Origin of the sequence: Flavobacterium glaciei (assembly GCF_003350545.1) — a bacterium.
Lineage (GTDB): Bacteria > Bacteroidota > Bacteroidia > Flavobacteriales > Flavobacteriaceae > Flavobacterium > Flavobacterium glaciei.
Genome location: NZ_QQBA01000018.1, coordinates 1 through 26,829 on the forward strand (window position 1 = coordinate 1; position 26,829 = coordinate 26,829).

Consider the following 26,829-nt stretch of genomic DNA (forward strand, 5'->3'; position numbering starts at 1 on the left):
CGCTTATAACGGATGTTTAAAATCCTGTTATAAGCGTTTCTTTATTGTCTAAAAAACGACTCTAATCAAAATAAGCGAAGTTTTTCAGTGCCCTCGCCGAGGCAAATGGGATTTTTTTATTTATTGCGCTGAGACTAAAAACTGCTCACTGAAAATATAATTATTTATTTCCTTTTTCGAAATCAGCAACAAATTGTGCTAATCCGATATCAGTCAATGGGTGTTTCAACAAGCCGTAAATTGCAGATAATGGTCCGGTCATTACATCAGCACCAATTTTTGCACAGTTTACAATATGCATCGTGTGACGCACCGAAGCAGCAAGAATTTGAGTTTCATAACCGTAGTTATCATAAATCAATCTGATTTCTTCAATCAAAGCCAATCCGTCCGTAGATACATCATCTAAACGGCCTATGAATGGAGAAACATAAGTAGCTCCAGCTTTTGCAGCTAATAAAGCCTGTCCAGCCGAAAATACTAAAGTCACATTTGTTTTAATTCCTTTATCAGAAAAGTATTTAGCAGCCATAACTCCTTCTTTAGTCATAGGCAATTTTACCACGATTTGCTCGTGTAAATCCGCTAACTCTTCTCCTTCTTTAATCATTCCGTCGTAATCCAAAGCATTAACTTCAGCACTTACGTCACCATCAACTAGGTTACAAATATCAACATAATGCTTCAAAATGCTGTTTTTCCCAGTAATTCCTTCTTTAGCCATCAACGAAGGATTAGTTGTAACACCATCCAAAACGCCTAATGCCTGTGCTTCTTTAATCTGAGCTAAATTAGCCGTGTCAATAAAAAATTTCATATAATATAATTTAATTGTGTGTTTCTAATTCTTTGGGCGTGACCCTTCGTAAAAACTTCGGGTCAGGCTTTCCGCTATATCCTCGCTAAAAAGCGAGGGATGCCGCTTCAATCCTTCACGCAAATTTCGTGCAAAATTACAACTTATAATGGTTCATCAGCATTTTTTCATATACTTTATCAGGTAAAATTCTCTTCAAAACAATTGATATTTTTTGCATAAAAACGCCCACTTTATAATGAATTTTAGGTTCTGGAGTTTGAATAATCTGATAAACCGCCTCGGCCATATCATTTGGATTACTGCCACTATCCACATGTTCATCCATTGTTTTCAATGTATTTCCGTATGGAGTTTCATAAGCCGAACCTTTTAAAACCGGAGCATGAAAACGTCCCGAAGCAATATTTGTGGCAAAATCACCAGGAGCCACATTGGTAATATGAATGCCAAACGATTTTACTTCCATTCGCAATGCTTCCGTGATAAGTTCTAAAGCCCCTTTTGAAGCAGAATAAACACTTCGGTATGGCAAGCCCATATAACCCGCAATCGATGTCACGTTAATAATCAAACCTGATTGTTGGGTTCGCATTTGTGGCAACACTGCTTTCATTACTTCAATTGGACCAAAAAGATTAGTCTCAAAATTATTCTTGATTTCCTGCATCGGAATTTCTTCCAATGGGCCAGTAATTCCCACACCGGCATTGTTTATAACAACATCAAGTCTTCCAGAAGTCGCAATCACTTTGGCAACAGCCGCATGAATAGAATCCGTATCCCGAACATCTAAAACTACTAGAGGAAAAACCGAATTCAAAACTCGGTCAGGATTCCTACTGGTGCCATACACAACAAAACCTTTGTGATGCAAAAACTCTCCAATAGATTTTCCTATTCCTGAGGAACCTCCAGTTATTAGAACTACTTTATTCATGATTATTGCTATTGGTGATACGAAAGGTCCAAAAATAAAAAAATCCTCCAGAAGGAAGACTATATAATGAATTGAATTTTTGTGAGGTAAATAAAATAAAAAATGGCAAGCGACCTACATCGCACCGCTCAACCACGTACCCTTGCTATGTTCCCATCCTGGGGGAGTCTGCAGGAGCTGGTCGTGTAGGACTTGCCGGTGCAAATATACAATCTTTTTATATTTTTGCAAGAGCTTTAATCATTAAAAATAACGTTGTATATTGGGGTATCAAAAATAAAAACCATGAAAAATTATAACTTCCTATCTATCATTTTATTAGGAATCACTTTAGCAAGTTGCAACGAAACAAAAAAAGGCGAAAATACTTTATTTACCTTTGATAATTCCAAATTTAAGGAACAATATAACCCACAAGAGTCCCTTACTTTCGAAATTTTGAACTCCAATTCGAAAACAATAGACAGCGTTGTGTATTATGTAAATGACAAAAAAATTGGTTCAAAAAAAGGAGTTGAAAAATTATCTTTTGAATTGAAAGAACAAAAATTGGGATATCAAAACCTAAAAGCTTTAGTCTTTTATGAAGGACAATCTTCCGAAGCTACCACAAGAGTAGAATTAGTTTCAAACATTCAGCCAAAATTATTAAAATACACCATCGTAAATACGTATCCGCACGATATTCAAGCATACACGCAAGGGTTAGAATTTTACCGTGACACACTGTATGAAGGAACTGGAAACGGCTCAGGAAATAGTACCGGAATAAAAGGAATCTCAAGTTTAAGAAAAACAAATTATAAAACTGGAGAAGTTTATAAAAAAGTGGAATTGGAAGACAAATATTTTGGCGAAGGGATTACGATTCTAAATAATAAAATATACCAATTAACGTGGCAAAATAATGAAGGATATGTTTACAATGCAGATACTTTCAAAAAAGAAAAAACGTTTACCTATTTCAAAGCAATTGAAGGTTGGGGATTAACTAATGACGGAAAATATCTTTATCAATCTGATGGTACGGAAAAAATTTGGATATTAGATCCAACCACCTTTAAAGAAGTAGATTACTTGAACGTTTATTCATTCGAAACAAAAATAAAAGCTATCAATGAACTCGAATGGATTGACGGTAAAATTTATGGAAATGTATACCAAAAAGACGCAATTGCTGTCATCAATCCTAAAAACGGAGCAGTCGAAGCAATTATCAATCTTGCCGATTTAAAGAATAAAATAACTCAATTACCGGATACGGATGTCCTAAACGGAATTGCCTACAACCAAAAAACAAAAACCATTTTTGTTACCGGTAAAAATTGGGACAAAATGTTTGAAATCAAAATTTCAGAGTAATTATCAAAGAAAATGACAACATTAATCATCAATATAAAAGAGTTACTTCAGGTTCGGGAAACAGCTAAAGCTAAAGTTTCTGGTGCCGAAATGGCTATTCTTTCAACGATTAAAAATGCCTTTTTAGTAATTGAAGACAATTTGATTGCTGATTTTGGTGCTATGGAGAATTTACCTCCAATACATGCTGATAAAACGATTGATGCCACTGGAAAAATGGTTTTGCCATCTTGGTGTGACAGTCATACTCATATTGTTTATGCCGGTAATAGAGAACAAGAATTTGTCGATCGAATCAATGGTTTGACGTATGAAGAAATCGCCAATCGAGGCGGTGGAATCCTAAATTCAGCTAAAAAACTCAACGAAACTACAGAAGAAGAAATCTACCAACAATCCAGAGCGCGACTGGAAGAAGTCATGCGTTTGGGAACCGGAGCAGTAGAAATAAAATCAGGTTATGGATTAACAGTTGATGGAGAATTGAAAATACTTCGTGTGATACAGCGCTTAGCTCAAAATTATCCCATTACCATAAAAGCAACTTTTTTAGGTGCTCACGCATTTCCATTGGAATACAAAGAAAATCATAAAGGTTACATTGATTTAATAATTAATGAAATGCTTCCTGAAATTACTAAAAATAAACTGGCAGATTTCATCGATGTATTTTGTGAAACGGGTTATTATTCTGTTGAAGAAACCCAGCAAATTATGGAGGCCGGAATTCAATTTGGCTTAAAGCCAAAGATTCACGTTAATCAGTTCAACTCAATTGGCGGAATTCAAGCTGGCATTAAATATAATGCGCTTTCCGTGGATCATCTAGAAGTAATGAAACCCGTAGATATTGAAGCATTAAAAAATACCGAGACAATGCCCGTTGCATTACCATCATGTTCTTACTTTTTGAGTATTCCTTACACTCCAGCAAGAGAAATGATTGCGGCTGGACTTCCTCTCGCTTTGGCCACGGATTACAATCCAGGTTCTACTCCATCAGGAAATATGAATTTTGTTGTAGCTACTGCATGCATCAAAATGAAAATGACTCCTGAAGAGGCCATCAATGCAGCCACAATAAATGGAGCTTATGCAATGGGAATTTCTAAAACTCACGGAAGCATCACCATTGGTAAAAAAGCTAATCTAATTATTACGAAACCTATTCCTTCCTACTATCAAATACCTTACGCTTTTGGAAGTAATTTAATTGATACTGTTTTGATTGAAGGTGAAATAATTTCATAAAAAAAGAGGAACAGTACGTTCCTCTTTTTGTTGTTTTATAATATAATGACTATCTCAGTTCAAAACTTGTTTTAGAAACTAAAACATCTTTATCAAAAATATTGATAAAATAAGTTCCTTTAGCAAAATCTTTTCCTCTTAAATCTTCCGATACTTGGATTGTTTTATTTTCATATTTTACATTAGTTAGAAAACTATATGTTAAAGTATTCTCTCCAAAATTTTCAGTTCTCTTATCGCCTAAAACATTATTTTTACTGTCAATTACTTGAACGTAATATGTTTTATCTCCTGATTTAGCAATTTGATTTTCGGCAATTGTAAAGTTAATTCTAAGAACATCAGCTCTACTTGCTTTATCAGTTTCGATTTGTTTTCCTGAACTTCTTAATTTAAATGCAGAACCTCTAGTGTTTAAAACCGTTAATTTTGAACCAATTTCAACTGTTCTTGCTAGTTCATCATTTTGACCAGTTAATGCTTCAACATTCTTTTTTGTTTCTCCTAAAACCACTATCGTACTGTCACGTTGTGAAGTTAGTGTTGTATTTGCCTTTTTTAGGTTATCATTTTCAGCCATTAAAACTTTCATATTACCTTGTAAAGCGTTGAATTGCGTTTTGTATTTAGCTAATGACGCTACATCACCTTTTGATTTACTTAAATCAGACATTAATTTAACCACTTTATCTCTTTCTTGAATTAACTCTTCTGACATTGATGTGTTCTCTGCAATAGCAGCATCATAAGTTGATTTTAATTCTTGTAAATCTTGCATAACTGATTCTTTTTCAGTTAAAGTAGTTTTCAATTCTGTTTTTACGATTTCGGTATCTGAAGTCATTTTAAAAATATAAACTAAACTTCCCACTAATAAAATAGCTAATACTGCTACAACCGCTTTTAGACCTGAACTGTTTTTTTGATTTTCCATCATTTAACTTATTTTAATTTATTTCACAAATTTAACAATATATAACCACCTAACAACGTAAGTTGACGTAATTATATTATTTTTGAAAAAAAATATTTTTGTTAATGGAAAAAATCATCCCGTTTACCATCAAAGACCTTGCTAAAATTACAAACCATAGAAGTGGTGAAATAAAATTTGGTGAGAAAATGATAACTGTTCCAAAAGATACTGATTCATTAGAGTTTTTAAAAACTTGTGAAGCAAAATATGTTTTGTTTGGCATTCCTGAAGATATAGGTATTAGAGCTAATTATGGCAGACCGGGTGCAGCTTCAGCATGGGATAGCGCCATCAAAAGTATTGCTAATATTCAGCACAATCGCTTTTGTAAAGGAAGCCAACTTTTTGTTTTAGGACAATTAAATGTTAGTGCCGAAATGAAGGAAGTAGAACATTTAGATTTTAATGATATTGATGACCGCTCAAAATTGAGTCAGTTAGTTGAAAAAATTGATAAAGATGTTTCTCACATTATTTTTAATATTATAAAACTAGGCAAAATTCCTATAATTATTGGAGGCGGACATAATAATTCCTATGGAAATATAAAAGGAACAGCACTTGCTAAAGGGAAACCTATTAATGCTGTAAACTTTGACGCACATTCTGATTTTAGAATTTTAGAAGGACGTCACAGTGGTAATGGCTTTTCATATGCTTATGAAGAAGGCTTTTTAAAGAAATATTTTATTTTTGGTTTACATGAAAATTATACTTCCAAGAATGTACTAGACATCATAAAAAAAATAGAAGATCGGGTGCGCTACAACACTTACGATAGCATAAACATTAGAAAAGAAAAAGATTTCAATCAAGAAATGGCATTAGCTTTAGAATTTATAAATGACGATTTTTTTGGAATTGAGATAGACCTTGATTCGATTCCTAATATCGCTTGTAGTGCCATGACTTTTAGTGGTTTCTCAGTAGAACAACTAAGACAATTTATATCCTATTTTGCAAAAAATAAAAATGCAGCCTATTTGCATATTTGCGAAGGCGCACCGGATTTAGGTGAAGAAAAAAACAACCATTTAATAGGTAAACTAATAGGATATTTAGTAACTGATTTTATTAAAACCAATATTACATAGTCTTTTTTATTGATGAATTTCTCATAAGTATTTATAGAAATTCTAACTCCAAATTCCATATAAATTATCATCAAAAATAATAATACTATCTTTGCTACACTATCTATGTACTTAATGCATGATATTTAATACCAAAAATATGTTATTCGAAGATTTATCACTTTCAAAAAGTATACAAAAAGCCGTATTTGAACAAGGCTATCTAAACCCTACTCCTATTCAAGAACAATCTATCCCAATTGTATTATCTGGAAAAGATTTAATAGGTTGTGCACAAACTGGAACTGGGAAAACTGCCGCGTTTGCAATTCCAATTATACATCAATTGCACCGAATTGTAGGTTCTTCAAAAAAAGCAAAACAAATACGAGCTTTAGTAGTTACTCCTACAAGAGAATTAGCTGTCCAAATTGGTCAAAGCTTTGATACGTATGCAAAATATACAAACTTAACACAGCTTACCATTTTTGGTGGAGTTTCACAAAATCCGCAAGTAGATACTTTAAAAAGTGGTATCGATATTTTGGTTGCAACTCCCGGAAGGTTACTTGATTTACACAAACAGGGCTTTATTGATTTAGACCATTTACATACTTTAGTTCTTGACGAAGCTGATCAGATGCTTGATATGGGATTTGTAAATGATGTAAAGAAAATTGTAAAGCTTACGCCAAAAAACAGACAAACATTATTTTTCTCAGCAACAATGCCAATCGCTATTCGGGAATTAGCCGAAATGTTTTTGACCGATCCTGCAACAGTAACCGTTTCGCCTGTTTCATCTACCGCCGAAAATGTAGAACAACGCGTTTATTTTGTTGAAAAAGGGGAAAAAAGAAACCTACTATATCATTTAATTAAAAATGAAAACCTATCCGATGTTTTGGTTTTCTCCAGAACAAAGCATGGCGCGGACAATGTTGTAAAAGCATTACGAAAAAACAATATTGCCGCTGAAGCTATTCATGGTGACAAATCACAAAATGCAAGGCAACGTGTTTTAGATGCTTTCAAAAACAAAGAAGTTGGTGTTCTCGTAGCTACCGATATAGCAGCTCGTGGAATTGATATTGACCAATTGCCCGTTGTAATTAATTTTGATTTACCTAATATTCCTGAAACGTATGTCCACCGCATAGGTAGAACTGGTCGTGCTGGAAATGGCGGTATTGCAATCTCTTTTTGTAGTAAAGATGAACATACCTATTGGAAAGACATACAAAAACTAATAAAAGTCGATGTAAAAACGGTAAATGATCATCCGTATCAATGGCATTCTGGAAGTCCAGAAATTGCTTCTGGTTCTCAACAAAAAAACTCAAACCGTAGCGGTGGAGCTCACAAATCAAGAAAATCTGAGGTTTCAAAACAAAATAAAAAGCGCTGGTATTAATTGTTTTTGAATTAACTATCACTAAGAAATTACCTTTCAACAAAAATAAATCACTCAATTAACAACAATTTTTATTGTCTTTAATCAAATTTACTTCAGAAATCATTAAATCATTAAATTTGATTAAAGACAACATAAACAATTTTTAAACAAAAAGACTTTCAAGATAAATTATCTGCAGCATCTAATGAATTATTTTTATGGAACAAAAAGAAAGAACAAGTTAGAAAAAAAGGCAATTACATTCGAAAAAATATTAATCATCAATCCTTCTTTCGTTCTTTTATATTAACTGAATCAATTGAAGTAAATAAAATTGAAGTAAATTTTAAAAATGAAATTCTTCAAATTGATATTGAAAAAAAGACATTCTTTTTTAGAAAAATAATACAAATTAGAAAAACATTTAAATCCTTAACAGATAAAGAAAACGCTTTTATTTTAGTTTTTAGAAATCAAAATTGTAATGATACTAAACAATTTAAGCGAATCAAATGGTTTTATAATGATATCATTTATTCCAGCTGAAAGCGCTTCTTCAGTAATTTCAGCTTTATCGAAGGCAGTAAGTGCAACAATTGGTGTATCAATTCCCATCAACCGAATCTTTCTCGTAGTCTCAAAACCGTTTATCAGAGGCATATTGATATCCATTAGTATGACATCAAAAAATTCTTTATCTAGTATTTCAAGGGCAGCATATCCATTATCAACAACAATGCACTTGTAATTATTTTTTTCTATTGTTTTTTTAGTAACCAATTGATTAATATGATTGTCCTCAACTACCAAAACTTTTATAGTTTGATTCGAAGTAATATCTACTTGAATATTATTGATAATTTCAATTGTTTTCTCCATGTTATATTCGAATGCAATAACAAATTTGAATGTTGTACCTACATCAATTGAACTTTGAATAGCTATGGTACTATTGAATAACCCCAACAATTGTTTTACTATCGAAAGTCCAAGACCTGTACCCTGATAATCAGTTTCTTTTCTACCAATTTGCACAAATTTATCAAAAATCTTTTCCTGATCATCCAAAGCTATTCCTATTCCATTATCTTTAATTTCAAAGTTGATAAAATAAGACTCATCTTCTATTTTTTCTAAATTTAGACTTATTGTTACTTCTCCGTTTAATGTGAATTTCAGAGCGTTACTTACTAAATTCATAATAATTTGCGATAGCCTTAACTTATCACCAATTAGATATTCTGGAATAGCAGGATCAATTTTTACTATCACAAAATTATTATTATTTTTTGCCAAAAATGAAAGCGAATTTATAACCATATTAATTTCATCTGAAATATTAAAAGTCATATTCTCTAATATCATTCTGTTATCTTCTATTTTGTTGATTTGGAGAATATCATTCACAAGTGACAGTAAATACCTAGCAGAAAATTTCAGTGAACTCAAATGTGGACTATTTGCTAATTCTTTGTGCTCGTCAATCAACATATTAGTAATTCCAACAACGCCATACAATGGAGTTCGCAATTCATGACTGATGGTAGACACAAATTGGGATTTTAAAACCGAAGCTTCCTCTGCTTTTTCTTTAGCTAGAATTAACTGCTCATTAGTTTTAGAGAGTTCTGAATTTAATTTTTTTCTAAAATTATTATTTTTGAATAAATTATACACAAAGAGCAACAAAACAAAGAGTATTAACATAAACAATATTACAATCGTTTTAGTTTTTTGAACTATTTGATGCTGCGCTTCCTTTTCGCTTTCAAATTTTTCAATCTCTCTTTTGTACTCATCTAACTCTACATTGATTCCGGCAACATTTGCTTTTTTTAGCTTGTCTTTATTATAAAGAATTTCGGTAATTTTATTATACAAGATAAGATTTTGGTATGCTTTCTTATAATCGCCTTTTTTCAATAAGAATTTAGAATATTCTAAATGTGCAAATGATAAATCTGATTTCTCATTAGTTTCATTTCCCGACTTTATGGCGTTCAAAAAATAAGCATTTGCTTTTTCATCATTACCTTTGTTCCCATGATACATTCCATTAAGCATGTACACTACACCCGCTGTCGATTTATCGCCATATTTTATATTATTGCCATTGATAAATTCCAGATTTGTATAACCTTTTTCGAAATGACCCACATCAAAATACGCCCAAGTAATATTCAGTTTAGTCATGAAAATTTGGCTCGAATCAGCTATTTTAATACTGTATTTGAGAGCATTTTCAAAAAAATTTATTCCTTTTATATACTGCTTTTTTTCAAAACAATAAATATTACCTAAATTATTATTAATCCTATTTTTTAATGTGTCGTTGTGCGTTTTATTAGCGTAAAGTAATCCTTTTTGATAGAAATAAATAGCTTTATCAAATTCAGCTAATTCAGCATAATTTGCAGCAATTGTAATATAGGAAATGGTTGTCGAGACACTATCATTATGTACGATAGATTTATGTAATGCCTCTTTAGAAATTTTTAATGATTTTTCAAAATTAGCATCATTCAAAAAGTGAGAAGCCTGTTCGGTTAGTTCAGTGAGTTCTTTTTTACTATAAAGCTTTTTTTGAGCAATTAAATCATTAAACGTATTTGACACCAGTAATACCAATAAAATAACACGTATCTGACACATAATTAATCATAGTTTATCAAATATACATTTTATTAATAAAAAAATAAGAAAAAGAACATTTTTCATATTAAAATCTGATTAAATATAAAATTAGTAAGGAGTTAAGAAAACCTCGTGTTATTTAAACAAAAAAACCGCCTCAAATTTACTTTGAGACGGCTTGTTATGCTATGATTAAAACATTTAAATTATTAAACGTCTACATTTACCGTTTCTTCATTACCCTCCCATTGTCCTACAACAGAGGTGGCTAAAGCGTTCCCTAAAACATTTGTTGCACTACGAAACATGTCACAAAAATGATCGATAGGTAAAATTAATGCGATTCCTTCAATTGGAATATCAAACATACCACATGTAGCGGCAACGACAACTAAACTTGCTCTTGGAACACCTGCAATTCCTTTACTAGTAAGCATCAAAACTAAAAGCATCGTCATTTGTGTTCCAATATTCAAATCGATTCCGTACGCCTGCGCAATGAAAATACTAGCGAAAGTCATATACATCATGCTTCCGTCCAAATTGAAAGAATACCCAAGCGGCAACATAAAAGAAACTATTCTGTCTTTTACTCCAAAACGTTCCAATTCTTCTGTCAATTTAGGAAAAACTGCTTCACTACTGGTTGTACCAAAAGCAATAATCAAAGGGCTAACTATTCTTTTAAGTAAAACAGTCATTCTGCTTTTTAGAAAAATATAACCCACCACAATTAATACTAACCAAAGTGAAGAAATTCCGACTAAAAATGAACCAAAAAATTTAAAATACGTTATCGCTAATTCTTGAAAATCTCGTACAGCAAAAACTCCGGCAATAGCTCCAAAAACTCCTATTGGTGCAAACTTCATTACATAATTTACCATTTTAAGAACAATGTGAGACGTTTTGTCTAATGCATTTATGACAGGTTTTACATAATCACCTAGTGCGGCTGCGGCCAAACCAAAGAAAATAGAAAAAATTACAATTTGCAAAATCTCATTAGTTGCCATTGCTTCAAAAATACTTTTGGGTACAATATGCTCAATAAAATTTTCAAAAGATATATTTTGTGTTTTTGCAGTAACCTCGGAAGCTGAACCCAGGTCAACATTTGATAAATTAAGACCTACTCCCGGTTCCAAAATGTTTACCCAAAACATTCCGATTAATAACGATATGAATGAGGCTGTAAAAAACCATCCCATCGCTTTTCCTCCAATTCTACCTACTGCTTTTATATCTCCGAGCTTTGCAATTCCCACAACTAATGTCGTAAAAACTAAAGGCGAGATGATCATCTGGACCAATCGAATGAAGATTGTTGCAAGTATTTTAATTTTTGCACTGAAGTTTTGTGCAGCTTCTGGAGAGATTGAATTATGAATTATAATACCCAAAATGGCACCTAATACCATCGCGATTAGTATCTGTCCCGTTAATCCTGAAAAAAAAGATGGTTTGGTGGTTGTTCTGTTACTCATTAATTTGGTTGTTTATTTTAGTCTTACTTTAATTGTGTAAAATTTCGTTTCTTACTTTTTGTTTAATAAGATACAATGTGGTGTAATCAGTGATAGCTACAAAAATTAGTTTTAATATGTTTTGTTTATCAGATAAAAGTCGGCAAGCACAATCGCAGCCATTGCTTCAACTATAGGTACAGCACGTGGAACTACACATGGATCATGACGTCCTTTTCCTGTCATTTCTGTAATATTACCTTCCTTATCTAATGACTCTTGTTTTTGCATAATGGTCGCAACCGGTTTGAATGCAACTCGGAAATAAATGTCCATCCCGTTGCTAATTCCACCTTGAATCCCACCAGAAAGATTAGTTTGTGTAGTACCGTCAGGATTATATAAATCATTATGTTCGCTTCCTTTCATCTTAGAACCATCAAAACCACTTCCAAACTCAAATCCTTTTACAGCATTTATAGAAAGCATAGCTTTACCTAATTCAGCATGAAGTTTATCAAAAACAGGCTCGCCTAAACCAACAGGAACATTTTGAATCACACAAGTTACAGTTCCACCTACAGTGTCGCCTTGTTTGCGAATATCACGAATATATTCCTCCATAATTACCGCTGATTCCTCATCAGGACAACGCACTGGATTATTTTCAGTTTTTGAAAAATCTAGTTCTTGGTATGGTTTTTCTAAAAATATAGGACCTACAGAAGACACATAAGCATTGATTTTTATTTCTGGTAACATTTGCTTTGCAATAGCACCAGCTACTACTCTACTAGCAGTTTCACGAGCTGAACTTCTTCCGCCTCCACGATAATCTCTTACACCGTATTTTTTTTCATAGACATAATCAGCGTGACTAGGTCTGTAATTGTCTTTTATATGCGAGTAATCATCTGATTTTTGATTGGTATTTGGAATAATAAAACCTATGGGAGTTCCTGTGGATTTACCTTCAAATATTCCAGATAAAAATTGTACATCATCTGGCTCCTTACGTTGGGTAACTATTGCCGACTGACCCGGCTTTCTTCTTGACATTTCAAATTGAATTGCTTCTAAATCTATAGTTATTCCAGGAGGGCAACCATCTATTATACCGCCTAATGCTTCACCATGTGATTCTCCAAAAGTTGTTAATCTAAATAGTGTTCCGTAGCTATTTCCTGCCATTATAATTAGTTTTGAACAAAAGTACCATTTTAGTTCAAAGTTTAAAAGCTTATCCTGAAATTTCGGGATAAAGTTTTAATAAACATTTCACATTTATTGATATTAATTTAATCTTGTCTAAGAATTCTTAACCTTTAATGCCATTTTTATTGTTAATAATTCTATTAATTTGGTAAACTTCAAATTCAAATACATTGAAAAAAAGAAAAGTCGAGTTAGTTGTTATTTCTGATGTACACCTAGGAACTTTTGGTAGTCATGCTAAAGAACTTTATAACTATTTATCCTCTATAAAACCTAAAACGTTAGTCTTGAATGGTGACATTATAGATATCTGGCAATTTCGAAAATCATATTTCCCAAAAGCACATTTAAAAGTCATACAAAAAATTATAAGTTTCGCATCCAAGGGAACTAAGGTCTACTACGTAACTGGAAATCATGACGAAATGCTTCGGAAATTTAGTGATATGAATATGGGTAACTTTGCTTTAGTAGACAAATTAGTTTTAAATCTTGATGATAAAAAAGCTTGGATATTTCACGGTGACGTTTTTGATGCTTCTGTGCAACATTCAAAATGGATTGCTAAACTTGGCGGCTTAGGGTATGACTATTTAATACTTTCAAATCGCTTTGTAAATTGGTGTTTATCCAAAATGGGAAGAGAACCGTATTCTTTTTCTAAAAAAATAAAAGCAAGTGTAAAAAAAGCAGTAAAACACATTTCTGATTTTGAGACAACTGCAACCGAATTAGCCATCGAAAAAAAATACGATTATGTTATTTGTGGACACATTCATGAACCAAAGATGATTTATAAAGAGAATAAAAACGGGACAACTTTATATTTGAATTCGGGAGATTGGGTTGAGAATTTAACAGCATTGGAGTACAATAAAAAACGTTGGAAATTATATAATTATTCCGAAGCAAATTATGTTGAAGAAGAAAACCTTTTTGAAATGGAGGATATTATAATTAATCAAATTGTGGAAAGAGCACTTTTCTCCAAACAAAATATTTTTTTGTAATTCGAGATTCAAAGCTTTTCAATTCCAAAATGTGTAAATTATGTAACATTTAATTGAAATTTTATAAACTTCGTAACCTACTTAATTATACATTTGTACCTATAAAAACTTACTTATGAAAAAAATTATTTTATCAGCAATAATGTTAATTGGATTAGCATTTACCGCACAAGCACAAGACATTTCGAAAAACGCATTAGGATTACGTTTTGGTGATAGCTATGGATTTGGAGCAGAAATTTCATACCAAAGAGCATTAGGTAGCAACAACAGACTTGAACTTGATTTAGGTTGGAGAAACAGAAGTAACTTTAATAATAATAGTTACGATGACAATGCTGTGAAATTAACAGGTTTGTATCAATGGGTATGGAACATCGATGGTGGTTTCAACTGGTACGCAGGTGTTGGTGGTGGTGTAGGAAGCTACGGTTATGAAGATAACAATACAAAATACAATGATGTTTTTGCATTTGCTGCTGGAAATATCGGTATTGAATATAATTTCGACTTTCCTTTATTAGTGTCTTTAGATTTTAGACCTGAATTTGGTGGTAGTGGATATTACAAAAACAATTATGGTTCTGATGTAGCTTTAGCTTTAAGATACCAATTCTAATATTTTAGAAAACAAATTAAAAACGCCATTTGCAATGCAGATGGCGTTTTTTTTTATTTAAAAATGATTTCTTTTTTAGAATTTATTTTTACTACACAAAATGGATTTGTGAATGCTTGTGTAACCATACTGCCTGGTTCCGGATTAGTCTCTTTAATGGTGATAACAATATTTTCATCGGTTTCGATAACACTATCAATCCCTATACTATATCCGCCTGATGTTTTTTCTCCCATATTCAAAACTATAAAATTTGATTTCTGAACATCATTAGCACTAATTTTATTTTTTAAATTTTCATCGTTCTGCAACATTGCTATTTCATTTGGCTCCGTCAGAATCTCAAAAAAACGAATACTTGCACCACCGTTTGATTGTTGGGTCAAGACTTCATATAAAGAACTTTTATCGGAACTTTTTGTAACTGCTGCACCGCAAGAAGCTAAGGTGACAGCCACTAATGATACTATTATTTTTTTCATTGCTGCATTTATTTGTGACTAGAGTAAATTCTAGATTAATACTACTTTTATTCTAGATATAATGGTTAAACGTATTTTTTTAATGCTTTTTCATACAGAGCTTCATAAAGTGGTAAAATGTTTTTGATATCAAATTGTTTTGCTACTGAAAGCGCATTTTCCTTAAATTTCTGAAGGGTAGCATCATCTTTTAAAATCTTTAAAGCGTTCTGCGCCATTTCATCCGTTTTTCCTACATCACTTAAATATCCTGAAATACCATCAAAATTCACTTCCGGTAAACCTCCAGAATTACTAGAAATTACGGGAACACTCCAAGCCATAGCTTCTAGAGCAGCAAGACCAAAACTTTCTGTTTCTGATGGCAATAAGAACAAATCAGTGTAACTTAAAATTTTATCAATCTCATTACTATTGCCAAAAAAAATAACTTTGTCCTGTATTCCTAATTCCTGACATAAATATTCTGCTTTTTCTTTTTCAGGACCATCCCCTACCATCATTAATTTAGCTGGTATTTCTTTTTGAATACTAAAGAAAATTTTAATTATATCTGGAATTCGTTTTACTTTTCTGAAATTACTGATGTGCGTTATAATTCTTTCGTTTTTATTGGCCATTACGGAACGATGACAAGCTGTACTTGGGTCATTCATGTTTTTGTCTAATTCTATAAAATTAGGAATGACCTCAATTTCATTTTTTATCTTGAATAATTTAAGAGTATCATCTTTTAGACTTTGGGAAACCGAAGTAACAAAATCAGATTTATTAATGCTAAAAGTCACTGCTGGTTTATAAAAAGGATGATTTCCTACCAATGTAATATCGGTTCCATGAAGTGTCGTTACCATTGGAATATTAATTCCTTCATCTTTCAACATTTGTTTTGCCATATAACCCGCATAGGCATGTGGGATTGCATAATGTACGTGCAACAATTCGATTTTATAGAGTTTTACCATATCCACTAATTTGCTTGACAAAGCTAATTCGTATGGTTGATAATGAAATAATGGATATTCAGGAACATTTACTTCGTGGTAATGCACATTTGGGCTCAGTAGCGCCAAACGCACAGGCTGACTGTAGGTTATAAAATGTATTTCATGACCGCGACGAGCCAGTTCAAGGCCTAATTCTGTAGCGACAACACCACTTCCACCAAAGGTGGGATAACAAACTATTGCAATTTTCATCTATGTAATTTAATAAAACGAAATTAAGAAAAATAGGAATGTGTTTTATGGAAATTTAAGTTAAATCATTACCAACTCAAAACTTAATTCGCTGAATTCTTACAGCAGTTAAAATCGCTGACTAATAAAAGTCAACTTCAGCAAAAAAAACTTCAATGTGGTAGTTAGCAGAATTATATATCATCAGTAAAATGTTTGTGTGTCATTTTAGATAATGAAATTTATAAAAAAGAACTAATAACATTCAATAGTGTTACTAATTATGAAAATTAGTGTCTTATCTATTGATTTGGCTCATAAAATCACCATATTATACCCTACAAATTATTCATTTAAGGTTAATTGATTTAGAATGAATTCTTAATCATTTTCAAACAATAATCACTGAATATCAGTTCCTTTGTTATCCTTTTTATAAGTTTTTTTATTTATCCACTTATTCACTTTATAACTTAGATATGCCGAGCCACTGCCAATAACTGCACCCGCAAGTACATCACTAGGATAATGAACCCCTAAGTGCATTCTAGAATATCCCACTGTACTTGCCCAAACAAAGGACGGGGCAATAACAAACCATTTAGGATAAGCTAAACTCAGTGAGGTTGCTGTTGTAAAAGCTAAAGAGGTATGTCCAGAAGGGAATGATCTTCCCAGAGAAGATGCAGCTTGATCAATATCTGGATAGGTTTCAAATGGTCTGTTCCTTTTTATAGTATGTTTTAATGCTATAGTAACAAATGCATTAACTAAGAAAGTCTCGCCTAAAAAAACTGCTTGTTTCTTGATAGAACTATCTTTTTTTATTAATCCAACAGAATATATGATAATAGGAGTTGAAATACTAATTGGAACCGCAGTGTTTGTAACAAATTTAAAAGTTGGGTCCAAATTTTTATTTCTATCAATATTGATATCTCGTAGGATATTAATATCAATATTTTGAGCATTTACAAAAGTCATGCAAAAAAGCAATACAATTAAATTGACTTTTGCAAAAACGGTATTCCTGTTTTTCATCACGCTATTTTTATATCAAATATACTATAATTAGGCTAAAATTAATAACTATACAGTTCTAATGAAGGACTATAAACCTGTTTACAAAAAAAATCCAAATGAAATAATTGATTATATCATTTGGAGTATTTATTATTGCTTCAAGGTTAGATTAATTTATAATAGCTTCATAAATCACCTTTTGAATATCTTCTCGAATGTTTTCTTTGGATAATCTATTTTCACCAGCAATAGGAAAAGTTCTGTTGGATAAAAATACATAAACAATTTGCGTTTCAGGATCTGCCCAAGCCATCGTTCCTGTGTATCCGGTATGACCAAAACTAGTCATCGAAGCACAGCCACACGTAGGTCCTTCTACACCCAATTGTGGTTTATCAAAACCTACGCCTCGCCTATTTCCTGCTGCACAAAAATAACAGGTATTAAAATCATCAAATGTCTTTTCAGAAAAATACTGCTGGTAGCCATAATTCCCTTTCTGCAAATAAAGCTCCATTAATTTAGCAACATCCATAGCATTCGAAAATACACCTGCATGACCAGAAACCCCACCTTCTAAAGCAGCCGACAAATCGTTGACATATCCATGTAAAAGTTGATTACGAAAATAAGTATCCGTTTCTGTTGGAGGAATTCTCCTTTTGTCAAATTTAGTCAACGGATTATAACTAGAATTGTTCATTCCAAGCGAACGATAGAAATTTTCCTGAATTAAAACATCCAATGTTTTACCAGTTGTTTTTTCTAAATAATCCTTTAAAATCATAAAAGTTAAATCACTGTATTTGTATTCTTTTTTCACTGACAGTTTACTATCAACAATCATTTTCATAATAGTATCACTAAAATCATTTCTGATATAAAGACTGTCTCCCAGTTTTTTAGAAAATCCTTGCTCTTCTACTTTTCTAAAATAAACTTCCGAAGGTAATTTAGATTTATCCATTACCGCTTTGTAAAATGGAATCCCAGCGGCAAGTCCTGCATAATGCGACAATAAATCCTTGAAATTGATATTTGCTTTATTCGAATCTTTAAAAATTGGAGCCATTGTCCCTAAAGTAGTTTCCAAATTTATTTTTTGCTGATCGTATAGCAACATAACATTTGGTAAAGTTGCCAAAATTTTTGTTAAAGATGCCACATCATAAATATCTGAATTCTGGACTTTTATTGTTTTATCATAAGTATGATGCCCGAATGATTTTTGATAAATAACTTTTCCCTTTCTGGCTACTAAAACCTGAATACCAGGCGTCATTTTTGCATTAATTGCTTTATTCGCAATGCCATCAATTTTTGATAAAATGGCTGAATTCATACCCACGTTTTCAGGAGTAGTGAATCCTAAACGATTTAATTTTTCCGTAGACAAACCATCATTTACCTTAAAGTTGTTATTTATTGAAACCGGTAATTTCCCTTTGGCAGCAATAGACCCAAAAATTAGTTCCGCCGAGACGACTTGAGCGATATAGCTATTTTGATACGAAACGACTAATCCTTCAATATCATCAAAATTTGTTATAGGTAATAAAGAATATGGTTTTGCAAAAACGTTCAGAATAACATTATTATTCTTTGCTAAAAAATTTATTTTGAATATTTCGTTTGTTTTTAAATCATCGTTTCTAAAAGCCACATCTGATTTGTGATAGCCAATGATTACCGTTGTAAAATCCTTTAATTTCACCTGAAGACTGTCAAGATTTGTATCTGAAATCACGGTAACTTCTGCATATTTTTTTAAAGTCGAAACAAAAGCATCATTGTTATCATCACCTATTTTTACATAAGCGATTTTTTGTTTGTCCAAATTTTTAATTGGTAAAACAGTACCCGTATTTTTTAAAACTGTAATCGCATTTTCATATAATTCATACTGTAAAGCATCGTTTTCAACTGCATTTAAATCTTTGTGTAAATTTTCGGTAGCAATTGGCTTATAACTATTTAAACCAGCTTTGTACTTAAACTTTAGAATTTTCTTTACAGAATGCGCCAATCGTTCATCGGTAAATAAATTCAAAGAATATGCAAGTATAAATTTATCAATTGCAGCAGGAACATTTTCAGGAAATAATAATACATCATTTCCGGCCATAAAAGCTTCAAAGTTAATTTCGCTAGGAGAATTGAAATTACTTACACTTTTCATATTTAAAGCATCAGTAAATATTAGACCTTGGAAGCCCAATTCTTTTTGAAGAATATCCGTAACAACATTATAAGAAATAGAAGAAGGAAAATTAGGTCTTGATTCTAAACTAGGAACGTTTAAATGCGCCACCATAACAGACGAAAGGCCTTCATGAAACATTTTTTGATAAGGGTAAAACTCTACGTTTGATAATCTTTCTTTTGAAGAATTTATAGTTGGTAATCTTTTATGAGAATCTGTTTCTGTATCTCCGTGACCTGGAAAATGTTTACCTGTAGAAAACACACCTTGACTCTGAACGCCTTTCATTACAGCAATGGCGCGCTCGGTAACTTTAAATTTATCTTCACCAAAAGAACGAAAACCAATAATAGGATTTTTAGGATTTGAATTGATATCTAATACCGGAGCAAAGTTAAATTGCAATCCCATACGTTTGCTTTGTTGTCCGATTTGAATACCAACTTTTTCCAAAAGCTTCATGTCTTGAATGGCTCCAAGAGTCATATTCCATGGATAACTATAAGTAGAATCCAGTCGCATACCCAAACCCCATTCTGCATCATTACCGATAAATAGTGGTGTTTTAGATTTAGATTGGTACCGGTTAGTTAATTTTGCCTGACGTTGCGGACCGCCTTGAAAGAAAATTAAGCCGCCAATATTATGGTCTAATATGAGTTTGTCAATTGCTTTGATATGCGCTGAATCTTTATTAGAATATGCAGCGACCATAAATAATTGTCCTAATTTTTCTTTTAAAGTCATAGCACTATATACGCTATCAACCCATTTGTTTCCTGGTGGAGACAATTCAAAAAGATGCGGAGTATTAGAAGTATTTATACTGTCCAAATTTTCTATTTTGGACGGAATGTTAGTTACAATTGTTTTGTCCTTATTCACTTTTGTACCAACACAACCCGCAGCAACAAAAATAAATAAGACATAAAAAAAAACAATTTTAATGCCTATTTTTTTCATTGAAGTATTTTGTTTAAAAAAAGCGGCTATGCCAACTGTCAATAGCTGGAACTTCCCACGATTCATTGTATTCTTCTATATTATTCACTAAATTATTAAAAACTATAGTATTTTCAGTAACAGCTTTGTCCTTTACCATTTTCTTGAAATCAATTAATGGCTTATGTGCAATATGCTCTCCAAGTTTGAAGGTAACATTCATTTTATCCAATAAATCAACGGTGTACTTTTGTTCTAAACTTTGAATAAACTCTACTGAGGAATCAATCGAACATCCCGTTGCTGCTTGAACATCTTGATTTACAGCAATAATTATAAATCGATTGTATTTTAATTGATACGATGACTCTAAACTAGTACCATGTGCAGCCCAACTTTCAAGAAAACTTTGCAGAGCAGTTTCGATTTCAGAGAATTCCGCATCCGAAAACTTTCTGTTTGATTGATAAATCCAGATTCGAGATTCTTCGGGTAAATTTTCAAATAGAACGTACATTTTAAGTATGAATTATGAGTTATGAATTATGATTTATTATCAAAATTCGTAATTTAATTGATTTATAAATCCTGAGCATTTGCGATTAATTCCGCAATATCCATGACCTTTACTTCGCCTTCTTTTTCTTTATTTTTGATACCGTCAGTCATCATCGTATTACAAAAAGGGCAACCCGCAGCAATTATTTCTGGTTTAGTTTCTAATGCGTCTTCAGTCCTTTCGACGTTTACTTCCTTGTTTCCAGGTTCAGCATCTTTAAACATTTGCGCACCACCTGCTCCACAGCATAAACCATTTGCTTTAGAACGTTTCATTTCCACTAATTCAGCATCTAATTTAAGAATCAAATCTCTAGGTGCTTCATAAACATTATTAGCTCTTCCTAAATAGCAAGGATCGTGAAAAGTAATTCGCTTTCCTTTGAATTGTCCTCCTTCAATGGTCAATCTTCCGTCATCTAATAATGATTTCAAAAATTCCGTATGGTGAACTACTTCATATTTTCCGCCTAATTCCGGATATTCATTTTTTAGCGTATTAAAACAATGCGGACAAGCAGTAACAATTTTTTTGGCTTCGTATGCATTTAAAACCTCGATGTTCATCATGGCTTGCATTTGGAATAAAAACTCATTTCCAGCTCTTTTTGCAGGATCACCGGTACAACTTTCCTCAGTACCTAATACCGCAAAAGAAACATTGGCTCGATTTAAAATACGAACAAATGCCTTTGTAATTTTTTTTGCTCTATCGTCAAAACTTCCAGCACAACCTACCCAAAATAAAACTTCTGGTTGTTTCCCTTGAGCTAACATTTCGGCCATCGTTGGCACTATTAAATTTTCTGACATACTATTTTGTTGATTCGGTTATTTGCTTATTTAATTAATCACAAATTCATTATTAATAAATCAGTTATTGTCAAACAAATAACGATTTAAATATTTTAAAGGTTATTCGTTTTTCCAATTTAATCGATCTTGCTGGTTGTATTGCCAAGGTGCACCATTATTTTCTATATTGGTCATCATAGCATTCAAAGGCATTGGAGCCGCACTTTGTTCCATAACTAAGTAGCGACGCATATCCATAATTATAGAAAGCGGACTAATATTTACAGGACATTCCTCTACACAAGCATTACATGAGGTACAAGCCCAAAGCTCTTCTGGTGTAATATAATCGTTTAATAATGTTTTGTTATCTGGAATAAAAACACCTTTGTTGGCATCAATATTTCTTCCTACTTCTTCCATCCTGTCTCTGGTGTCCATCATAATTTTACGTGGAGACAATTTTTTACCTGTAATATTGGCTGGGCATGATGAAGTACAGCGACCACATTCTGTACAAGTGTATGCGTTCAATAGTTGTACCCAGTTTAAATCTTGAATATCACTTGCCCCAAACTTACTTGGAATTGCATTTTCATCCACCGGAGCTGCTGCAAAAGGATCTGCATTAAGGTCCATCATTAATTTTACTTCTTTAGTAACAGACTCTAAATTGTCAAATTGTCCTTGAGGATTTAGATTTGCAAAATAAGTATTTGGGAAAGCTAAGAGTATGTGTAAGTGTTTTGAAAAATAAAGGTAGTTCATGAAAATTAAAATTCCCACGATGTGCAACCACCAGAAAATCTCTGAAAGCAACATTACCAATTCATTTGACATTCCATTGAAAATAGGCTCAATAAATTGACTTATTGGAAAAGTACCGGCTTTTATAAAATGAGAAAAACCTCCAGATACATTTTGCAAATGCAAATCAGAAGCATTCATCAATAAAAATAATGTCATTAAAACCACCTCAAAGTACAAGATGTAATTCGCATCACTTTTTGGCCAACCTTTTAAGTCTGAGCTTACAAACCTTTTTAGTTTAATTGCATTTCTTCGGCTCCAAAAAGCAAAAACAGCAACTAAAACCAAAAATGCTAAAATTTCAAAAGATGCAATCAGTACATCATATGTTGTTCCTAAAAAAGCAAAAACTCGATGCGTACCAAAAAGTCCATCGATTATAATTTCAAGTAATTCAATGTTTATAATTACGAAACCCACATAAACTATAATATGAAGTATTCCCGAAATAGGTCGTTTTACCATTTTTGATTGACCTAAAGCAATCATGGCCATATTGGACCAGCGCGCTTTTGGGTTGTCAGAACGATTTACATCAGTTCCAAGATTGATATTTCGTCTAATTTTTTTAACACTTGTAAAAAAATATCCAAAACCAATTACCAATATAATGGCAAATAAAATATTGTCTAAGTAGCTCATAATTGCTATTTTATTTCATTAGTTATTGAGTCATTTGCAGGACCTACATACGGTTTGTTTTTCTTTCCAAAAACAGAGATATTCACATATCTTGTTGGATAGAGTCTAATATCTTGCAATAGTAATTCTAATTCTTTTGTAGAACTTTTAATGTTTTGGTAAAAAGCTTCATCATTTAATAGTTTACCCATAGAACCTTTACCTGATTCTAATCCATTCATAATACCATCGACTCTAGCTAAAGTTGTATTTAGATTCTTTACAGTTTTTCCCAAATCAGCTTTATTTAAAGAGTCTGATATCTTAGAAAAATTTCCAGATATTTTATTGAAATTCGTAACCATTCCGTTTATTTGAGTTTTATTGGTACTCAATAAATCGTTAACGCTCATGGAAACTTTATGAAATTGCTCAACAGTCTTACTTAATTCAGCTAATGTGAGTTTTAAATCTTGCTGTCCTTTCTGGTCCAAAACATTGTTTAATCCAGAAATTAATTTTTCAGTACTTCCCAATAATTTTTCTAGTTTTTCTTGGAGAGGTGCTAATTGGTCTCCTACTTTATCCGTAAGACCCATTTTTACACCACCTTGTAATTTCTGACCATCAACAGCTAAAGTTTTATCATCAAAATTAGGGATAATTGCAATTTGCTTTCCTCCAATGAATCCAGGCTCATAAATAGACGCAATACTGGATTTTGAAATTGGAAAATCAGTTTTTAATTGTAATTCAACTAATAATGTACCAGTATTCTCATCAATTGTTATACTGCTTACTTTACCAATAATCAACCCATTTAACGTAACAGGAGCAGAAGTCGCTAAACCTTCAACACTTTTATATTCTACATAAAATGTTTTGTAATTAGTAAAAAGGTCTCTTCCTTTCAAAAAACTGTAGCCCCAAATAAATAATAAAATAGATGCAATTACTAAAATAGCAGTTTTAATTTCTCGTGTTATTTTCAAAATTTAAGTATTTTTTACAAATTTAATATAAAATAATTGACTTGTTATAATTATTTCAGTGCTTCTTCAACACTAATATTTTTTCCATCTTTAATTGCTATAATATACGCTGAAGAATAGCCTTTGGATTTTACAACTTTCAAATTCTCTTTTGCAATATTATAGTCTGAGGTTAAGCCATATGTATACTTATATAGAGATCTATTGCTTGTGGTCATCATTACATTTTTTAAACCTTTAAAATTTGAAGGGCTTAATTTAATATTTTTATTTCCGGTAGCAAATAGAACTTTAAAAACCACATCAGAATTTTGTATTTTCGACTCTTGCTTTTGTAAATCTTGTTTCTCTATAGATGGTTTTGTTTTAATATTTTTTGAAGAATATTTCATCTCATTTTTAACTACTTTTTTAGATGGAAGTTCTTCATAATTATTAGTTTGTGTACCAAAATATTCTTTCTTGTAATCAATAATCGCTAATGCAATAGCTTCGGCCATATTATTTTGCCCTTCTTCTGAATTTAAATAACGTCCTTCTTCTTTATTTGATAAAAAACCCAACTCAATTAAAACACTTGGCATATAAGCCGCATCTAAAACCCATAAAGGAGTCTGTTTTATCCCTCTTGATTTTCGATGTAATATATTTTTAAAATTCTTCTCGATTTTTGAAGCCAGATTAATGCTTCTGTCTAAATAATCCTCTTGCAGCATTTTTAATCCAATCAATGTTTCAGGATTCTTAGGGTCAAAACCTTTATAGGTTTGCTTGTAATTTTTTTCTAGAAGAATCACTGAATTTTCTTGTTTAGCAATTTCTAAATTACCTTTACTTCTTGCTAAACCCATTACAAATGTCTCAGTACCGGAGGGAATTGGATTATCTACTGAATTACAATGTATGGAAACAAATAAATTAGCATCAATAGTATTTGCCTTTTTAGGTCTGTCTTTTAAATCTATAAAAACATCTGATTTTCTGGTGTAAACCACTTTGATATCACCGTCTTTTTTGAGGTATTTCTCTAATTTTAATGTTGTTTTGAGAGCAATTTCTTTTTCGACAAAACCATGATACGAATTACCTGGATCTTTACCTCCATGTCCTGCGTCCAGAATAACTGTGAATTTCTGATTGGATTGAGAAAAAGTATTCCAACAGAAAAACAGAAATATAGTAACAATTGTGAATTTGACTTCTTTGGAAATGTTCAAAATAATATTTTTTTTTCAAATTTAATAATAGTAGAATTCATTTCTACTATTTTATAATATCTTGAATATTGATTTTTTTTCCATTTTTAAATGCTATCAAAAATGCAGAATTATACCCTTTTTCTTTGGCTTCGCTTAATTGTTTTTTAGCTTCATCATAATCGGCGGTTTCACCATACATGTATTTGTAGACTTTGTTTTCATACGCTACAGAAATATTTTTAAGTCCATTAAAATTCTTTGGAAGCAATTCTAATCTTTTGCTACTGGCTGAAAGTTGCACTTTGAAAATCGGTTTAGAATTCTCAGTCGCTTTATTTGATGTAAATGCTTCTATCGATTGTGATACCATTTGTTGTTTTGCAGGAGTAACAGTATCACGTATGGGTTTTTCATTAATTTTTTGAGACGGTATCTCATCAAAAAGCTCTACTTCACCATTGCCATAATATTCTTTTTTATAACTAATAACAGCATCAGCAATTGCCTTAGCTATTTCGTCTTGACCTTCTTCAGAATTTAATCTATTCCCTTCAATTGTATTGGATATAAATCCCATTTCTATCAATACTCTTGGCATGTAAGCTTTGTGAAGTACCATAAAAGGTGCTTGTTTTACTCCGCCTCCTCTTATTTTCTTACCCAAATCTTCAAAAGCATCTTCAACTTTACTGGCTAATGAAATACTGTTGTCCAGATATTCTTCCTGCATCAGTGTCATTCCAATCATTGTTTCAGGAGAATTAGGATCAAATCCCTCATATTTTTGTTTGTAATCTTTTTCTAAAGTAATAACAGAGTTCTCTTTTTTAGCCGCTTCTAAGTTTGAAGCTACTTTACTCAAACCCATTACATAAGTTTCCGTTCCATCGGCAGCTGTATTTCTATTGGCGTTACAATGAATGGATACAAAAATATTTGCATTAAATCTATTAGCGATATTAGCTCTTTCGATCAAATCAATAAAAACATCAGTTTTTCTAGTATAATTGACTTCTATTTGTGGGGTTGCCGCAAGAATTTTGCCCACTTTTAAAACTACAGCCAAAGCAATATTTTTTTCTATACGCCCTTCATAGACAGCACCAAAATCATGTGCACCGTGACCCGCATCTAAAGTTACCTTAAAATTATTGGATTGACTGTTACCAGCCAGTGAATTTAGTATCAAAATAAAAGTTACAATTATTTTAATTTTACTTGTACTACGCATAAAGCTATAAGTTAATTTAATTAAAAGACTACCGCT

General features: G+C 32.0%; 23 protein-coding genes and 1 other RNA gene. 7 read left to right on the forward strand and 17 right to left on the reverse strand.

Annotated features, from left to right (window positions below):
• Positions 1–160: 160 nt before the first annotated feature.
• The 3 genes from fsa to ffs form a co-directional block, all read right to left on the reverse strand.
• Positions 161–817 carry a fructose-6-phosphate aldolase gene (fsa, locus tag DFR66_RS12595; protein ID WP_073353076.1) on the reverse strand — a complete coding sequence of 219 codons (657 nt, stop codon included), beginning with the start codon at positions 815–817 and terminating at the stop codon, positions 161–163.
• Between the two features lie 136 nt (positions 818–953).
• A complete protein-coding gene (locus tag DFR66_RS12600; RefSeq protein WP_114755195.1) occupies positions 954–1,757 on the reverse strand; it encodes an SDR family oxidoreductase in 804 nt (267 codons plus the stop codon).
• Between the two features lie 100 nt (positions 1,758–1,857).
• Positions 1,858–1,955, reverse strand: an RNA gene (ffs, locus tag DFR66_RS12605) — signal recognition particle sRNA small type.
• A gap of 87 nt (positions 1,956–2,042) precedes the next feature.
• On the opposite strand from ffs, the gene DFR66_RS12610 reads away from it, so the two are divergent.
• Both DFR66_RS12610 and hutI read left to right on the forward strand, forming a co-directional pair.
• Complete coding sequence (locus tag DFR66_RS12610) at positions 2,043–3,119, forward strand: glutaminyl-peptide cyclotransferase (RefSeq protein ID WP_114755196.1); 1,077 nt, start codon at positions 2,043–2,045, stop codon at positions 3,117–3,119.
• A 12-nt stretch (positions 3,120–3,131) separates the two neighbouring features.
• A complete protein-coding gene (hutI, locus tag DFR66_RS12615; RefSeq protein ID WP_114755197.1) occupies positions 3,132–4,370 on the forward strand; it encodes an imidazolonepropionase in 1,239 nt (412 codons plus the stop codon).
• 49 nt (positions 4,371–4,419) lie between these two features.
• Here the strand turns inward: hutI and DFR66_RS12620 are convergent, their stop codons facing one another.
• Positions 4,420–5,304 carry a hypothetical protein gene (locus DFR66_RS12620; RefSeq protein ID WP_114755230.1) on the reverse strand — a complete coding sequence of 295 codons (885 nt, stop codon included), beginning with the start codon at positions 5,302–5,304 and terminating at the stop codon, positions 4,420–4,422.
• 104 nt (positions 5,305–5,408) lie between these two features.
• Between DFR66_RS12620 and DFR66_RS12625 the strand changes: the two genes are divergently transcribed.
• The 3 genes from DFR66_RS12625 (at position 5,409) to DFR66_RS14190 (ending at position 8,361) form a co-directional block, all read left to right on the forward strand.
• The gene (locus DFR66_RS12625; protein ID WP_114755198.1) at positions 5,409–6,440 is read left to right on the forward strand and encodes a formimidoylglutamase; all 1,032 of its coding nucleotides are present in this window, start codon (positions 5,409–5,411) and stop codon (positions 6,438–6,440) included.
• Positions 6,441–6,579: 139 nt separating this feature from the next.
• On the forward strand, positions 6,580–7,833 hold the full coding sequence (locus DFR66_RS12630; RefSeq protein ID WP_114755231.1) for a DEAD/DEAH box helicase: 1,254 nt from the start codon (positions 6,580–6,582) through the stop codon (positions 7,831–7,833).
• 141 nt (positions 7,834–7,974) lie between these two features.
• The gene (locus DFR66_RS14190; protein ID WP_114755232.1) at positions 7,975–8,361 is read left to right on the forward strand and encodes an Hsp20/alpha crystallin family protein; all 387 of its coding nucleotides are present in this window, start codon (positions 7,975–7,977) and stop codon (positions 8,359–8,361) included.
• Here the strand turns inward: DFR66_RS14190 and DFR66_RS12640 are convergent.
• The 3 genes from DFR66_RS12640 to aroC all read right to left on the reverse strand — a co-directional run bounded on the left by DFR66_RS12640 (position 8,275) and on the right by aroC (position 13,106).
• Positions 8,275–10,467: a tetratricopeptide repeat-containing hybrid sensor histidine kinase/response regulator gene (locus DFR66_RS12640; protein WP_114755199.1), complete on the reverse strand. Its 2,193-nt coding sequence runs from the start codon at positions 10,465–10,467 to the stop codon at positions 8,275–8,277. The two genes, DFR66_RS14190 and DFR66_RS12640, sit on opposite strands and share 87 nt — an antisense overlap.
• 191 nt (positions 10,468–10,658) lie before the next feature.
• On the reverse strand, positions 10,659–11,936 hold the full coding sequence (locus DFR66_RS12645) for a dicarboxylate/amino acid:cation symporter (RefSeq protein WP_114755200.1): 1,278 nt from the start codon (positions 11,934–11,936) through the stop codon (positions 10,659–10,661).
• Positions 11,937–12,047: 111 nt separating this feature from the next.
• Complete coding sequence (gene aroC, locus DFR66_RS12650; protein ID WP_114755201.1) at positions 12,048–13,106, reverse strand: chorismate synthase; 1,059 nt, start codon at positions 13,104–13,106, stop codon at positions 12,048–12,050.
• Positions 13,107–13,300: 194 nt separating this feature from the next.
• Between aroC and DFR66_RS12655 the strand changes: the two genes are divergently transcribed.
• Both DFR66_RS12655 and DFR66_RS12660 read left to right on the forward strand, forming a co-directional pair.
• Positions 13,301–14,140 (forward strand): UDP-2,3-diacylglucosamine diphosphatase, encoded by an 840-nt coding sequence (locus DFR66_RS12655; protein ID WP_114755202.1) that lies wholly within the window; start codon positions 13,301–13,303, stop codon positions 14,138–14,140.
• 115 nt (positions 14,141–14,255) lie between these two features.
• Positions 14,256–14,759, forward strand: a complete 504-nt coding sequence (locus tag DFR66_RS12660; RefSeq protein WP_114755203.1) for a hypothetical protein — start codon at positions 14,256–14,258, stop codon at positions 14,757–14,759.
• A 53-nt stretch (positions 14,760–14,812) separates the two neighbouring features.
• Here DFR66_RS12660 and DFR66_RS12665 read toward each other — a convergent pair whose 3' ends face one another.
• The 10 genes from DFR66_RS12665 to DFR66_RS12710 form a co-directional block, all read right to left on the reverse strand.
• Entirely contained in the window at positions 14,813–15,241 is a 429-nt protein-coding gene (locus DFR66_RS12665; protein WP_114755204.1) for a protease complex subunit PrcB family protein, read from the reverse strand.
• 65 nt (positions 15,242–15,306) lie between these two features.
• The gene (bshA, locus tag DFR66_RS12670) at positions 15,307–16,440 is read right to left on the reverse strand and encodes an N-acetyl-alpha-D-glucosaminyl L-malate synthase BshA (protein ID WP_114755205.1); all 1,134 of its coding nucleotides are present in this window, start codon (positions 16,438–16,440) and stop codon (positions 15,307–15,309) included.
• A 381-nt stretch (positions 16,441–16,821) separates the two neighbouring features.
• Positions 16,822–17,460, reverse strand: a complete 639-nt coding sequence (locus DFR66_RS12675) for a phosphatase PAP2 family protein (RefSeq protein WP_114755206.1) — start codon at positions 17,458–17,460, stop codon at positions 16,822–16,824.
• Between the two features lie 151 nt (positions 17,461–17,611).
• Positions 17,612–20,608, reverse strand: a complete 2,997-nt coding sequence (locus DFR66_RS12680) for a glycoside hydrolase family 3 N-terminal domain-containing protein (protein WP_114755207.1) — start codon at positions 20,606–20,608, stop codon at positions 17,612–17,614.
• A 13-nt stretch (positions 20,609–20,621) separates the two neighbouring features.
• Complete coding sequence (locus DFR66_RS12685; RefSeq protein ID WP_114755208.1) at positions 20,622–21,104, reverse strand: ABC transporter ATPase; 483 nt, start codon at positions 21,102–21,104, stop codon at positions 20,622–20,624.
• A gap of 62 nt (positions 21,105–21,166) precedes the next feature.
• On the reverse strand, positions 21,167–21,958 hold the full coding sequence (locus tag DFR66_RS12690) for a (Fe-S)-binding protein (protein ID WP_114755209.1): 792 nt from the start codon (positions 21,956–21,958) through the stop codon (positions 21,167–21,169).
• A gap of 102 nt (positions 21,959–22,060) precedes the next feature.
• Positions 22,061–23,392 carry a (Fe-S)-binding protein gene (locus tag DFR66_RS12695; protein ID WP_114755210.1) on the reverse strand — a complete coding sequence of 444 codons (1,332 nt, stop codon included), beginning with the start codon at positions 23,390–23,392 and terminating at the stop codon, positions 22,061–22,063.
• A gap of 5 nt (positions 23,393–23,397) precedes the next feature.
• Complete coding sequence (locus DFR66_RS12700; RefSeq protein WP_114755211.1) at positions 23,398–24,363, reverse strand: MlaD family protein; 966 nt, start codon at positions 24,361–24,363, stop codon at positions 23,398–23,400.
• Positions 24,364–24,413: 50 nt separating this feature from the next.
• Positions 24,414–25,580 (reverse strand): N-acetylmuramoyl-L-alanine amidase family protein, encoded by a 1,167-nt coding sequence (locus DFR66_RS12705; RefSeq protein WP_114755212.1) that lies wholly within the window; start codon positions 25,578–25,580, stop codon positions 24,414–24,416.
• A 46-nt stretch (positions 25,581–25,626) separates the two neighbouring features.
• Positions 25,627–26,793, reverse strand: coding sequence for an N-acetylmuramoyl-L-alanine amidase family protein (locus DFR66_RS12710; RefSeq protein WP_114755213.1), 1,167 nt, complete (start codon positions 26,791–26,793; stop codon positions 25,627–25,629).
• Positions 26,794–26,829: the final 36 nt, after the last annotated feature.

What these genes read in the sequence shown, in the direction of transcription:
- DFR66_RS12645 (WP_114755200.1), bottom strand. Translation starts at nt 11,936, where the DNA reads ATGAGTAACAGAACAACCACCAAACCATCTTTTTTTTCAGGATTAACG.
- DFR66_RS12675 (WP_114755206.1), bottom strand. Translation starts at nt 17,460, where the DNA reads ATGAAAAACAGGAATACCGTTTTTGCAAAAGTCAATTTAATTGTATTG.
- aroC (WP_114755201.1), bottom strand. Translation starts at nt 13,106, where the DNA reads ATGGCAGGAAATAGCTACGGAACACTATTTAGATTAACAACTTTTGGA.
- DFR66_RS12660 (WP_114755203.1), top strand. Translation starts at nt 14,256, where the DNA reads ATGAAAAAAATTATTTTATCAGCAATAATGTTAATTGGATTAGCATTT.
- DFR66_RS12600 (WP_114755195.1), bottom strand. Translation starts at nt 1,757, where the DNA reads ATGAATAAAGTAGTTCTAATAACTGGAGGTTCCTCAGGAATAGGAAAA.
- hutI (WP_114755197.1), top strand. Translation starts at nt 3,132, where the DNA reads ATGACAACATTAATCATCAATATAAAAGAGTTACTTCAGGTTCGGGAA.
- DFR66_RS12710 (WP_114755213.1), bottom strand. Translation starts at nt 26,793, where the DNA reads ATGCGTAGTACAAGTAAAATTAAAATAATTGTAACTTTTATTTTGATA.
- DFR66_RS12625 (WP_114755198.1), top strand. Translation starts at nt 5,409, where the DNA reads ATGGAAAAAATCATCCCGTTTACCATCAAAGACCTTGCTAAAATTACA.
- DFR66_RS12685 (WP_114755208.1), bottom strand. Translation starts at nt 21,104, where the DNA reads ATGTACGTTCTATTTGAAAATTTACCCGAAGAATCTCGAATCTGGATT.
- DFR66_RS12680 (WP_114755207.1), bottom strand. Translation starts at nt 20,608, where the DNA reads ATGAAAAAAATAGGCATTAAAATTGTTTTTTTTTATGTCTTATTTATT.
- DFR66_RS12695 (WP_114755210.1), bottom strand. Translation starts at nt 23,392, where the DNA reads ATGAGCTACTTAGACAATATTTTATTTGCCATTATATTGGTAATTGGT.
- DFR66_RS12690 (WP_114755209.1), bottom strand. Translation starts at nt 21,958, where the DNA reads ATGTCAGAAAATTTAATAGTGCCAACGATGGCCGAAATGTTAGCTCAA.
- DFR66_RS12610 (WP_114755196.1), top strand. Translation starts at nt 2,043, where the DNA reads ATGAAAAATTATAACTTCCTATCTATCATTTTATTAGGAATCACTTTA.
- DFR66_RS12640 (WP_114755199.1), bottom strand. Translation starts at nt 10,467, where the DNA reads ATGTGTCAGATACGTGTTATTTTATTGGTATTACTGGTGTCAAATACG.
- DFR66_RS12620 (WP_114755230.1), bottom strand. Translation starts at nt 5,304, where the DNA reads ATGGAAAATCAAAAAAACAGTTCAGGTCTAAAAGCGGTTGTAGCAGTA.
- bshA (WP_114755205.1), bottom strand. Translation starts at nt 16,440, where the DNA reads ATGAAAATTGCAATAGTTTGTTATCCCACCTTTGGTGGAAGTGGTGTT.
- DFR66_RS12630 (WP_114755231.1), top strand. Translation starts at nt 6,580, where the DNA reads ATGTTATTCGAAGATTTATCACTTTCAAAAAGTATACAAAAAGCCGTA.
- DFR66_RS12665 (WP_114755204.1), bottom strand. Translation starts at nt 15,241, where the DNA reads ATGAAAAAAATAATAGTATCATTAGTGGCTGTCACCTTAGCTTCTTGC.
- fsa (WP_073353076.1), bottom strand. Translation starts at nt 817, where the DNA reads ATGAAATTTTTTATTGACACGGCTAATTTAGCTCAGATTAAAGAAGCA.